Origin of the sequence: Rhizobium azibense, assembly GCF_004342325.1 — a bacterium.
GTDB classification, from domain to species: domain Bacteria; phylum Pseudomonadota; class Alphaproteobacteria; order Rhizobiales; family Rhizobiaceae; genus Rhizobium; species Rhizobium etli_B.
In genome coordinates this window covers 328,398-340,941 of sequence record NZ_SMBJ01000009.1, presented here as the reverse complement: position 1 = coordinate 340,941, position 12,544 = coordinate 328,398, and the positions used below count along the sequence as shown (strand labels likewise).

Annotated in this window: 10 protein-coding genes; all 10 read left to right on the top strand. The window is 60.8% G+C overall.

All coding sequences use genetic code 11. The features are described 5' to 3' along the window. The first annotated feature begins 343 nt into the window (after positions 1-343). The 10 genes from EV130_RS23455 (at position 344) to EV130_RS23410 (ending at position 12,405) form a co-directional block, all read left to right on the top strand. The gene (locus tag EV130_RS23455) at positions 344-682 is read left to right on the top strand and encodes a hypothetical protein (protein ID WP_074062279.1); all 339 of its coding nucleotides are present in this window, start codon (positions 344-346) and stop codon (positions 680-682) included. A 145-nt stretch (positions 683-827) separates the two neighbouring features. Beyond that, complete coding sequence (locus EV130_RS23450; protein ID WP_074062280.1) at positions 828-1,034, top strand: hypothetical protein; 207 nt, start codon at positions 828-830, stop codon at positions 1,032-1,034. Between the two features lie 177 nt (positions 1,035-1,211). Beyond that, positions 1,212-2,018: a pseudouridine synthase gene (locus EV130_RS23445; RefSeq protein WP_074062281.1), complete on the top strand. Its 807-nt coding sequence runs from the start codon at positions 1,212-1,214 to the stop codon at positions 2,016-2,018. A gap of 14 nt (positions 2,019-2,032) precedes the next feature. Beyond that, a complete protein-coding gene (locus EV130_RS23440) occupies positions 2,033-2,719 on the top strand; it encodes a phosphoribosyltransferase (RefSeq protein WP_074063294.1) in 687 nt (228 codons plus the stop codon). A gap of 101 nt (positions 2,720-2,820) precedes the next feature. Then, entirely contained in the window at positions 2,821-4,566 is a 1,746-nt protein-coding gene (locus tag EV130_RS23435) for an SLC13 family permease (RefSeq protein WP_132661594.1), read from the top strand. A 74-nt stretch (positions 4,567-4,640) separates the two neighbouring features. After that, a complete protein-coding gene (locus EV130_RS23430) occupies positions 4,641-5,585 on the top strand; it encodes a phosphoribosylaminoimidazolesuccinocarboxamide synthase (RefSeq protein WP_132661592.1) in 945 nt (314 codons plus the stop codon). 86 nt (positions 5,586-5,671) lie between these two features. Then, a complete protein-coding gene (locus tag EV130_RS23425) occupies positions 5,672-6,274 on the top strand; it encodes a TetR family transcriptional regulator (protein ID WP_074062284.1) in 603 nt (200 codons plus the stop codon). A 157-nt stretch (positions 6,275-6,431) separates the two neighbouring features. Next, positions 6,432-7,652 carry an efflux RND transporter periplasmic adaptor subunit gene (locus EV130_RS23420; RefSeq protein ID WP_074063295.1) on the top strand — a complete coding sequence of 407 codons (1,221 nt, stop codon included), beginning with the start codon at positions 6,432-6,434 and terminating at the stop codon, positions 7,650-7,652. Between the two features lie 47 nt (positions 7,653-7,699). Then, positions 7,700-10,804, top strand: coding sequence for an efflux RND transporter permease subunit (locus tag EV130_RS23415; RefSeq protein ID WP_132661590.1), 3,105 nt, complete (start codon positions 7,700-7,702; stop codon positions 10,802-10,804). 158 nt (positions 10,805-10,962) lie between these two features. Then, positions 10,963-12,405 (top strand): efflux transporter outer membrane subunit, encoded by a 1,443-nt coding sequence (locus tag EV130_RS23410; RefSeq protein WP_132661588.1) that lies wholly within the window; start codon positions 10,963-10,965, stop codon positions 12,403-12,405. Positions 12,406-12,544 lie beyond the last annotated feature (139 nt).

The following is a 12,544-nucleotide window of genomic DNA, read 5'->3' as shown; positions in this document are numbered from 1 at the left end:
GGCTTATACGGCTAACCCTCAGACATAGTCAACACCGACAATCCAACTTTTTTGACATTTTTGTAACACACTGTTTTCGCAGGTGATTTTGTGGCAGATTTATTCACAGATCGGCCTGTCAGCGCGGCTTATCGGGGAAAATCTTTATCAGCTGGTCAAAAATCGCTCAGATCCACCCTTCCGCTGGCGAAAAAATCTTCAAAAACAGCCGTCAAACGCGGTTTTATGGTTAACCAACGGTAAAGATCGGCCCGTAAAGAACGAGCATGGCCCATATCAGTCCAAATCGGAACCTAAAGCGGTTTGTCGTGTTGTTCTCCCATCGCAACACAAGGAGATCGACATGGCTGCCAATACCGATGACATCCGCACATCCGTGAGCAAGGACATCGCCGCGCTTCAACAGGAAGTGTCGCGCCTGCAGAAGATGATTTCCGCTCAGGGCGCTGAAGCCTACTATGAAGTGCGCGACCGCGCCGGCAAGGCCATTGATCAATCGCTCCCTCGCGCCAAGAACGCCGTTGCCCAGATCCGCGCCGAGAGCGTGGCAGCCGCCGGAGCTGCCCGCGAACATGTCGCGGCAACGACGACCGCCCTCGCCCTCGCCGGTGCTTTGGGCTTCCTTGCCGGCTACCTGCTCAGCGGTCATCACCAGGCGCAGGCGCATCATTGGTGGCGTTAGGCAAGGCCTACCGCAGCGCACAATAAGGATGACTATTTAGGGACCCTCCGATCGGAAATTAGGTAGGGTCCATAAATACTTATGTCTTAGAAAAACCAATTTTTAATGGCAGGAAGGCGAGCATAATAATGAGGGAGGATAAACCATGGAAAACAAGAAGGCGAATTGCATCGTCGAAGTCAGCGTAGACAGCGCCACTGGCCGGCGTGCAGTTGGCATCATGAATATGCGACAGGCCCTCGAACTGCCCGAAATGCTGAGCCTGACCTATACCCATCCTGACCCGGTGAAGGCCGCTGCCGGCATCGTCGTCAATCGTCAGGAACTGGCAGGTTTTCTCGCCTGCCGCTAAGGCCTGCAGGATTTGACAATATCGGTAACGGAGCCGCCGGCGCGGACAAGCCTGTTCGGCTGTCGTTCAGTGCAACTTGCGGCTCTCATTATTCCTTTGGGTTTTCGCCGCCTTCGCTGGCGTCCGTCTGAAGTTCATGCAAAGAATGCGGCGTTGCAACCAGGCAAGGACGTCTGAGTGGGAGAGCGGCGCCAACCGCACAAATTGCGTGAACGCGAGAAAGCCGGCGCTGATGCCGGCGGCAAGCGGGTAACCCTGCCGCGTGCTCTTTCGAAGCTCGGCTATTGTTCCCGCACCCAGGCCGAGCGCCTGATCGTGGACGGCCGTGTTGCAGTCGACGGGCGCATTGTTCGCAATCTCGACGCCTGGGTCGATCTTCAATCGGCAAAGCTTGCAGTCGACGGCGCAACGATCGCCGCCGAGGCGAAGATCTACCTGATGCTGAACAAGCCGCGCGGGCTTTTGACGACCCGGCACGATCCGGAAGAGCGTCCGACGGTCTATGACTGTCTCAAGGAATTCGACATTCCGCATCTTTCGCCGGTCGGCCGGCTCGACAAGGCAAGCGAAGGCCTGCTGCTGTTTACCAACGATACCGAGTTCGCGCAGGCCCTGCTCGATCCGATCACCCATGTGACCAAGACCTATCATGTGCAAGTCGATCGCATCATGGATGCGCATTCGCTGGCCGAAATGACATACGGCATCCGGCACGACGGCGAAGTGCTGATGGCGACGGCCGCACGGCTCCTGCGAAGCGGCGACCGCAACTCGTGGATCGAAGTGGAACTCGACGAGGGCCGCAACCGGCAGATCCGCCGCATGCTCGAAGCCACCGGAGCCGAGTGTCTGCGCCTGGTGCGCGTTGCAATAGGCGGGCTAAAGCTTGGAGAGCTGCCGAAGGGCTCGGTGCGCGCACTGACGGAGGCGGAGCTACGCGACCTGAAGCGGCGGACGGGCATGGAAAGGACCGGGCGGAATTGATGCGGAAGGACGATATCGCGCCGCACGACTTCTGGCAGGAGCTCCATCCCCCGGGCAGCTTTCCGGCCAATGGCGAGTTCACCTCGTTCTATGTCGCGGAATTGCAGGATCGCCGCCAGCTTCGACTGCCGATCCGGGTGCTTGCCGACAGCAAACACGCGCTCGCCTCGCTGATCGTCAACCAGGCGAGCTTCGCCGTGCTCGATGCACTCGCCGGGCAATTGGCGGCGACGATCAGGGACTTTGACATCGATATCGTAGCAGGCCTGCCAACCCTCGGGTTGACGCTTGCTGCGGCGGTCGCCCAGAAGCTCGGACACACGCGCTACGTGCCCTTGGGCACCTCCCGGAAATTCTGGTACCGCAACGACCTTTCCGTGGCCCTGTCGTCGATTACCACGCCGGAACCGCACAAGCGTCTATATATAGACCCGCGCATGCTGCCGTTGCTTCGGGGACGCCGTGTCGCGCTGATCGACGATGTCATCTCGAGCGGCAGTTCCATCGTCGCGGGCCTGCAATTGATGACCGCCTGCGACATCGAACCTGTCGTCATCGCAGCGGCGATGCTGCAATCAGAACGCTGGAGGGAAAAGCTCGCAGCTGAAGGCGCCCGGTGGCCCGACCGCACCGTCGGGGTTTTCGTGACACCGATACTCGAAAGAACGGCACAAGGCCGCTGGCGCGCGCCCACTGCCTGACCTCGCACAACATGAGGATTGATCGATCTTTCCGCGCACTCTCCCTATACAGTCCTGTCGGATGGCTACATTTTGCTGACGGTTGAAACGCGAGCCCGCCCATGACGTTCGAGCAAGCATCCCTGCTGATCCTTCTCTCGGCGATGCTCGTTCTGTTCTGCCTGAACCGTATCCGCATCGAGGTTGTAGCCATCGGCGGCCTGCTTGCCGGGTATGTGCTCCGGCTTTATCCGGCCGATCAGGTCTTTGCCGGTTTCGCCAGTCCGGTCGTCATCACGGTGGTCGAGATTCTACTGATCGTCCAGGTGCTCGCGCGCGCAAAGCTCTTTGACAGCCTCGCCGAACGTTTTGCAGCCGCCGGACTGTCCGGCTTCACGGTCATCGCCAGTCTTTCGGCCGTCACCGGGCTCATCTCGATCTTCATGAACAATATCGGCGCCTTCGCGATCATGCTGCCTGCAACGCTGCGCATCAGCAGCGTCATGAATATCCCGCGGCGCCAGCTCGTCATGCCGATTTCCTTCGCGGCGCTTCTCGGCGGCCTCGTCTCGCTGATCGGAACGCCGGCCAATCTGCTTGTCAGCGATGCATTGGCCAAGGCAACAGGTTCCGGCTTTCGTTTTTTCGATTTCGCCTATGTCGGCCTTCCTGTCGCCATCACCGGAATTCTGCTGATGGCCGCTGTCGTGCCGCAACTTTTTCCGGAAACCGACGACCAACCTGCCACAGCCGCGCCGGCCCGACGGCGCATCGTGGCGGAACGGCGCGTTCCTGAGGGTTCGCCGCTCGCCGGCCGTCGCCTTCTCGATTGCTCCAGCCTCTTTGACATCCAGCCGCACGCATTGATCCGCAACGGCCAGTTCGTCTTTGGTCCGTTCGATCAGTCGACCATCAAGGCAGGCGATATCTTGCTTGCAGAAGGCGCCGATGCGGTGTTTGCCGGCCTCGCCGCCTCGGCTGCGCTCGTTCCGGAAGCCCATCCGAATGGCATGCAGGCGGATTTCACCCACATTGAAGCCGTCGTCATGCCCGAGAGCACGCTGGTCGGCTCGCGAATCCGCTCGTTGGAGGTCTTTAAAAGCCGCAGCGTTCGGGTTGGCGCTCTCTCCATGCGGTCGCCGCGGATCGAAGGCCGCTTTGAGGATCTGCAGCTCTCGATCGGCGATATCCTTCTGCTCGAGGGCCCGCGCCAGGCCGTCGCCGAAGCGCTTGAGGAATGCGAATGCCTGCCGCTCGCCTCGCAACCTGCAGACGAGGCGACCTCGAATGCGTGGCAGCCCTTCCTGGTCTTTGCTGCTGGAGTGACGCTTTCGGCTGTCGGGCCGGCCCGCGCGGAGATCGCATTTGCGGCTGTCGTCTTCGCTCTTGCGCTGATGGGTTATCTCAACATCCGCCAGGCCATGGCGGACATCAACTGGCCGATCATCATCATGCTGGCCGCGATGATCCCGATCGGCTCGGCTGTTGCCGCAACAGGCACGGCCCAGTTGGTGGCCGACTGGCTGAGCCTGCTCGTGCCGATATCCATGCCGCTTGCCGGCATCGCACTCCTGCTCTTCATCGCCATGGCGCTCACGCCTTTCGTCAACAACGCCACGGTGGCCATTGTGCTCAGTCCTGTTGCGCTGGAATTCGCAGAGGCAGCGCACCAGCCTCCGGCCGCCTACCTGATTGCCGTTGCCGCGGGCGCATCGCTCGATTTCCTGACGCCGTTCGGCCACCACAACAACACGCTGGCGATGAGCATCGGCAGCTATCGCGTCTCAGACTTCATGCGCGCCGGCAGTCCGCTGGCGTTTGCTTGCTATTTTCTGACCGTTCTTCTGGTTGCCCTGCTCTGGCTTTGAACGCCATTTGCTTGACTTCCCCTGCAATGGAACTAGAGCAGGGTGAAACCGAGCGACAAAGGACTATCGAGCCCGTGCGAATTCTCTCCGAAGCCCATTTCCCCGAACTGCCGAACTATTACCGCGGCAAGGTGCGCGAGAATTATGACCTTCCGGATGGCAGCCGCATCATCATCAGCACCGACCGCCTCAGCGCTTTCGACCGCATTCTCACCTGCATCCCATATAAGGGCCAGGTGCTGACGCAAACGGCGCGCTACTGGTTCGAAGAGACCAAGGACATCTGCCCGAACCATGTCATTGACTATCCGGACCCGAACGTGGTCATCGGCAAGCGGCTCGACATTCTGCCCGTCGAGGTCGTCGTCCGCGGCTATCTCGCCGGCACCACGGGCACGTCCATCCTCACTCTTTATAAGAAGGGCGAGCGCGACATGTACGGCATGCACCTGCCGGACGGCATGCGTGACAACCAGCGACTGCCCGAGCCGGTGATCACCCCGACCAGCAAGGAATTCGACGGCGGCCATGACGAGCCGCTGACGCCTGACGAGATCGTCGGCCGCGGTCTGCTGACCGCGGAACAGTGGGCAACGCTTTCGAGATACGCGCTCGCGCTTTTCGCGCGCGGCCAGGAAATGGCCGCGAAACGCGGCCTCATCCTCGTCGACACCAAATACGAATTCGGAACCGACAAGGACGGCAATATTATTCTCGCCGACGAAATCCACACGCCCGACAGCAGCCGTTACTGGATCGCGGACAGCTATCAGCAGGCCTTTGAAGACGGCACGCGCCCCGCAAGCTTCGACAAGGACTTCGTCCGGGCCTGGGTGGCCGAGCGTTGCGATCCCTACAAGGACGAGATCCCCGAGATCCCGGTCGAACTGGTCGAGGAGACATCGAAGGTCTACATCAAGGCCTATGAGGCGATTACCGCCCAGTCTTTCGTTGCCGATGACCGCGGCGAAACCCCGGCTGCCCGTGTGCGAAGCAACCTTGCGCGCTATTTCCCTTAAAAACCCGGAACGAACCGCCCGAAGGCCGCCTCGGCGCTTGCGGGTTTTCGTCGGGAGGCATTAGCATGTGCAGGGCGGGGGAACGAATGGCACGAAGGCCGCGGCGCAAAGCCGAGGAGACGCGGGAAGACATTCTGTCGACGGCCGAGTTGCTGTTTCGCCAGCGTGGTTTCGTCGCCGTATCGATCGCCGACATCGCCTCGTCCCTCGGCATGTCGCCGGCCAATGTCTTCAAGCATTTTCATTCGAAAGTGGCGCTTGTCGATGCCATCGCCGAACGGCATCTCGGCAACGCCACCGAGCGCTTTGGCTCTTTCGACGGAAGCCTGCCGCCCAAAGAACAACTGCTGCGTTTCGTGCTTCGGCTTCTCGATAGCCACCTCAAGGACATTCAAGACAATCCCTACATCTTCGAAATGGTGCTGACGACAGTTCAGGCGAAGCTCGAAGCAGGTATTCGCTACCGCGAGCGAATCGAGCAGAATCTCGAGGAAATCATCCGCGAGGGGGTGAGCGCAGATCATTATAAATGTTCCGATCCGCGCCGCGCCGCCCATACCGTTGCCGATGTTCTTGCATCGGTGCTCCATCCCGTGCTGATCGCTCGTGACGATAAGGATACGCTTGTGCGCAGGGCCGAGGAGATCGTCTGTTTTGTCGATACCGCATTGCAAAATAGCGCTTGCTAAGTGACGATCATTGAATTACGTCACTTCGTGAATCTTTTCGCAAGTTCGGATCGAAGGGTATTTGAATCCCGCTAATCACGCTCCTTATTGGAATGCAGCGCTCCGTCGCCGGAGCCGGTGATCCGATCCGCAAATGCCAATCGCAAGGGAATTCAGCATGAAACGGCGTGGCTTCATCATTTCTTCAGCTTTGGTGCTGAGCGGATTGCTCTGTGCCTGCAGCGACAGCGGCAACAACCAGGCCGGCGGCGCCGGTGTGCCCGCAGCAGCGGCTCAGCAGGCAGCCCCGGTCGGTGTCGTGACGCTGAAGAAGGACACCTTCCCGGTCACGACGATCCTTCCGGGCCGGGCCGAGGCCTTTCAGACGGCCGACATCCGTCCGCAAGTCAGCGGCATCATCCGCGAAATCGCCTTCAGAGAAGGCAGCGAGGTGAAAAAGGGCGACCTCCTTTATCAGATCGAAGATGCGCCTTATGTCGCAACCGTCGAACAGGCCAAGGCGGCAATCGCCAAGGCCGAAGCCAGTGTGCCGAGCGCGCAGAGTAATTTCGACCGCTACCAGCGCCTTGTCGGCAGCGGCGCGACACAGATCGAATTCGAAACGGCAAAGACCACCCTTCTCCAGGCTCACGCTGAGGTCGAATCGGCCAAGGCCACCCTTGCCTCCGCGCAAATCGATCTCGACCACACGAAGATCGTCGCGCCATTCGACGGCGTCATCGACGAGACGGCCTACAACGTGGGCAACGTGGTTGCCGCCAATCAGACAGCGGCGCTGACGACGATCCGCCAGCTTGACCCGATTTATGTTTCGCTCACCGAATCGAGCACCAATCTGCTCAGGCTGCGTGATGCTTTGGCATCTGGCACGGTTCGAGGGGAAGGCGCCGATGTCGCCTTCCGGCTCATCCTGGAAGATGGCAAGGAGTACGCCCAGAAGGGCAAGCTGGATATGTCGAAGCAGATCGTCAGCGAGACAACCGGCACCTTCATCATCCGCGTGCTCTTTCCGAATCCGGATCTCGTCATCTTGCCGGGCATGTATGTTCGCGCGACCGTCGAGCTTGGCGCCGAGGTCGGCTATGCGCTGCCGCAACTCGCCACCAGCCGCGACGCGACCGGCCGTCTGACGGCGCAGTTCATCTCCGCTGATGGCAAAGTCGAGACACGTGTGTTCGAAAACGCCTCGCCCTCCAACAATTCCTGGCTCGTGACCGACGGCGTGAAGGATGGCGATCAGCTGATCGTCAGCGGCCTGCAGTCGATCGCGCCCGGCATGCCGGTTACGCCCGTCCCCATGAAGATCAATGAAAGCGGTGTGGTCGTGGCTGGCGAGCAGGCAGCAGCCGGTAACGCCCAGAAGCCGGCCGCGCAGTAGGACGCGCCAGGCTCCAACGTCGATCAAAGCCGCACAGGAATCATTTGATGGCCAAGTTTTTCATCCGACGCCCGATTTTTGCCTGGGTCATTGCGATTACCATCATGCTCGCAGGCTTGCTCGGCATTTTCACGCTGTCGATCTCGCAGTATCCCGACATTGCGCCCACCACGGTGCGCATCAACGCCACCTATCGCGGCGCGAGCGCTGAAACCGTCGAGAAATCGGTGACGACGATCATCGAAGACGGCATGACCGGTCTTGATGACCTCACCTACATGACTTCGACCTCGTCTACCGGTTCGGCCAGCATCTCGCTGACGTTTGGAACAAGCGTCGATCCGGACATCGCGCAGGTGCAGGTCCAGAACAAGCTGCAGCTCGTCCAATCGCAGCTTCCCGATGACGTCATCGATGCCGGCATCAGCGTCACGCGATCGACCTCCAGTATCCTGCTGGTCGGATCGCTGGTTTCGACCGATGGCAAGCGGAATTCCGTCGACCTCGGCAACATCCTGTCAAACCAGATCGAAGACCAGATACAGCGTCTCGAAGGCGTCGGCAGCATCAATATCTTCGGTTCGGGTTATGCAATGCGCGTCTGGCTCGATCCCTTCAAACTGCAGAAGTATCAGCTGACGCCAAGCGACGTGACCTCGGCCATCGAGGCCCAGAACACGCAGGTTTCCGTTGGCTCCCTCGGCGCACAGCCACTCGTCAAGGGCCAGCAGCTGAACGTCACGATCACCGCGCAGAGCCAGCTGACGACGGTCGCGGACTTCGAGCGGATCATTCTGAAAGTGGAAAAGGACGGATCGACGGTCCGCCTCAGCGACGTCTCGCGTATCGAAATTGGCCAGGAAAGCTACGGCGGCTCGTCGCGCTACAATGGCCAGCCATCGAGCGGCTTTGCCGTCAACCTTGCGATCGGCGCCAATGCCATCGACACCGCGGAGCGCGTTCGCTCAGCGCTCGACACAATCGGCCACGGCCTGCCGGAAGGCGTGGAGATTACCTATCCTTACGACACAACGCCCTTCGTCGAGCTGTCGATCGAAAAGGTCGTCCACACCCTCATCGAAGCGATCGTTCTCGTCTTCGTGGTTCTGCTCGTCTTCCTGCAGAACCTGCGCGCGACGCTGATCCCGACCATCGCCGTGCCGGTGGTCCTGCTTGGAACCTTCGGCATTTTGGCGGCAACGGGATATTCGATCAATACGCTGACGATGTTTGCCATGGTTCTCGCGATCGGCCTGCTCGTCGACGATGCTATCGTCGTTGTCGAGAACGTCGAGCGCATCATGTCGGAGGAAAAGCTGTCGCCGCTTGAGGCGACGGAGAAGTCGATGGGCGAAATCACCGGCGCCATCGTCGGCATCGCACTGGTTCTGACGGCCGTCTTCATTCCGATGGCCTTTTTCGGCGGTTCGACCGGCATCATCTACCGTCAGTTCTCGATCACCATCGTTTCGGCCATGCTGCTTTCGGCCCTCGTCGCCATCGTGCTGACGCCGGCACTTTGCGCCAGCATGCTCAAGCCGGTCTCCGAACACAGGAAGCACCGCGTCGGCGACTGGTTCAACCGCAACTTCACGCGCTCGACCAACGGTTACGTCCGCACCATCGGCTACCTGTTGAAGCGTCCGATCAGGGTGATGCTGGTGTTCCTGCTCGTCGGGGCAGGTTGCGCCTATCTGTTCACGCGCCTGCCGAGCTCGTTCCTGCCGCAAGAAGATCAGGGCGTTCTGCTGACGATCGTCACCACGCCGCCCGGATCGACGACGCAACAGACCCAGGCAGTCGTCGAGAAGGTCGAAAAGTATTATCGCGAAAACGAAAAGGATTCCGTCGATTCGGTCTTCGGCGCCCTTGGCTTCAGCTTCAACGGCTCCGGCCAAAACAGCGCGATCGTCTTTACAAAGCTCAAGGATTTTTCGCTGCGTACCGAGGCCAGTCAGCACGCGCAGGCGATCGTGACGCGGGCGCTCAAGACCTTCTTCACCTTCCGCGAAGCGCAGGTCTTCGCATTGCTGCCGCCGGCGATCCAGGGTCTCGGCGTGTCCAGCGGCTTTTCGATGTACCTCGTCGATACCGGCGGACACGGCACGGCTGCGCTCGACACCGCCTCCAAGCGGCTGATCCAGATGGCCAATGCCAGCGGCAAGGTGGTCGCCCTTCGCAACAACAACAAGGAAGTCGAGCCGCAGATGCGGATCGTCATCGACCAGGAGAAGATCGGCGCTATGGGCGTGGATATTTCCGCGGTCAATGCGATGCTCTCTGTCATCTTCACCGGCCGCGACGTCAATGACTTCACGCTGAACGGCGAGATCAAGCCAGTCTACGTGCAGGGCGATGCGCCCTTCCGGATGCAGCCGACCGATCTCGACCACTGGTATGCCCGCAACTCCTCCGGCGAAATGGTCCCCTTCTCCGCCTTCACCAGGACGGAATGGGTCAAGGGTGCCCCGACGCTTGCCCGCTTCAACGCCGTCAGCGCGATCCCGCTCGACGGGGCTTCGGCACCGGGCGTCAGCTCCGGCGATGCCATGAACGAGATGGAGGCCCTTACTGCACAGATCGGCGGCGGTTATACGGTGGCCTGGCAGGGCATATCCTATCAGGAGCGGCTCTCGGGTTCGCAGGCGCCGATGCTTTATGCAATTTCGGTGCTCGTCGTCTTCCTTTGCCTGGCGGCGCTCTACGAAAGCTGGTCGATCCCGTTCTCGGTGATCATGGCGGTGCCCGTCGGCGTGCTCGGCGCGCTTGTGGCTGCGACCCTCTTCGGACAGGCGAACGACGTCTACTTCAAGGTCGGTCTTCTGACGACGATAGGTCTCGCAGCGAAGAACGCGATTCTGATCGTCGAATTCGCCAAGGACCGTTTGGAGACCGGGATGGGTCTCTTTGAGGCGACTTTGGAAGCGGCAAGGCTTCGTTTGCGCCCGATCATCATGACATCGCTTGCCTTCATTTTGGGCGTCGTGCCTCTTGCCGTGGCCACCGGCGCGGGCTCCGCAGCCCAGAACGCCATCGGCATCGGTGTCCTCGGCGGCATGCTCGCGGCCACGGCGCTCGGGATTTTCTTTGTGCCGTCCTTCTTCGTGGTCATCCGCCGCGTCTTCTCCCGGCGCACGAAAATTGTGGCGTGAGTGTGATAAAAATGCACTGCCAGAATGAATGACTCATTGATACATTGCCGGCGGATTGCTTCGACATGGTGTATCTCGTTGGGACGAAGCGCGGCCGACGGCAAAGCATGATGCTTTTGGCAAGAAATTAGACTTGGTCGAGTTACAGGAAGAAATGAATGATATCTCTTCGTTTTGCTACACCGGCACTATTGCTTTTGCTGGCGGGCTGCGTGAGCGGACCGGACCACACGCCTCCGGAGATGCCGCTGCCGGCGAAGTTCGGTGAAGGCAGCAACAAGAATATCGGTGATGTAGCGACGGTGGCCTGGTGGTCGGCGTTTCGCGACAGGCAGCTTGACAGCCTGGTTGCGCGCGGCATCGACCAGAACCTCGACGTTCTGCAGGCGATGGAACGCATCAATGCGGCGTCCTCCAATGTGACGGTCGCCGGGGCTGGCTCGCTGCCGAGCCTGGTCGTCGGTGCCTCGCACACGGTGTCGGGCCAGATGGGCTCGGAGCGCACCCGGGTGGGTGCGACCAACACCTCTGGCGGCGAGGCCAATGTCTCCTGGCTGCTCGATCTCTTCGGCCAGTACCGGCGCTCCAAGGAAAGCGCGCTTGCTTCGCTCGATTCGGCCTATGCCAGCGCCGACGTGGCCCGGCTTGCCTTCCTGCAGGATCTCGTCTCGACCTATATCGACGCCCGCTTCTACCAGGAGCGCATCGCGCTGTCGAAGGCCAACCTGCAATCGCGCCGGGAGACCTACGATCTTACCAAGTTCCAGCTGGAAGCCGGTGCCGCCTCCAGGCTCGACGTCGTCCAGGCCGAGGGCCTGGTGCAGTCGACGCAGGCTGAAATCCCCGGCCTGGAAACCAACTTCCGCGTCTCGGCGCATCACATCGCCACGCTGCTCGGCCTGCCGGCCTCCTCGCTGATGGCCGAGCTGCAGAAGGGAGCCGCCCAGCCGGTCTACCGTGCCGGCATCATCTCCGGCATCCCGGCCGACCTGATCCGCAACCGTCCCGACATCCGCGTGGCCGAGCGCAATCTGGCAGCGGCGACCGCCAATATCGGCGTCGCCGAATCGCAGCTTTATCCGTCGATCTCGCTGTCCGGCTCGATCTCGCCCACCTGGGTCAATGCGGCCGGTGGCAGCGGCGGCGGCCTGACCACCTGGTCCTTCGGCCCGACGCTCAGCCTGCCGATCTTCGACGGCGGCCGCCTGCGCGCCAATGTCGACATCGCCAAGTCGGACGCCAAGACCGCCTATCTCGCCTGGAAGGCAGCGGTGCTCAATGCCGTCGAGGAGGTGGAGAACGCGCTGTCGGCCGTGCGCCGCGACGCCCAGACGGTGGAAGCGCTGCGCGCCCAGGTCAAGACGACGCAGGAATCGCTGGAACTGTCGACGGCAAGCTACAAGGACGGCGCCTCCTCGCTGCTCGACGTGCTCGACGCCCAGCGCCAGGTGTCGCTGGCCCAGGCAAGCCTGGCGGCGTCCGTGCAGCAGATGGCCAGGGACTACGTCTCCCTCAACGTCGCAATCGGCGGCGGCTATGCCCCCGGCGGCAAGGTCAACGCTGTCTCCGCCACCGTGGCAAAAGGCCCCTCAAAGAGCTGAAAGAGCCATTTCTAGGAATGACAAAAGCCCCGGCAACGGGGCTTTTTTTGTTGCTTTCGAAAAATCGTGTGTGGAAAGGGCCCCATCCCGCAAAATGGATTCGACAAGCCGCTGTGCTTCAGGTACGCGTGATTAAACG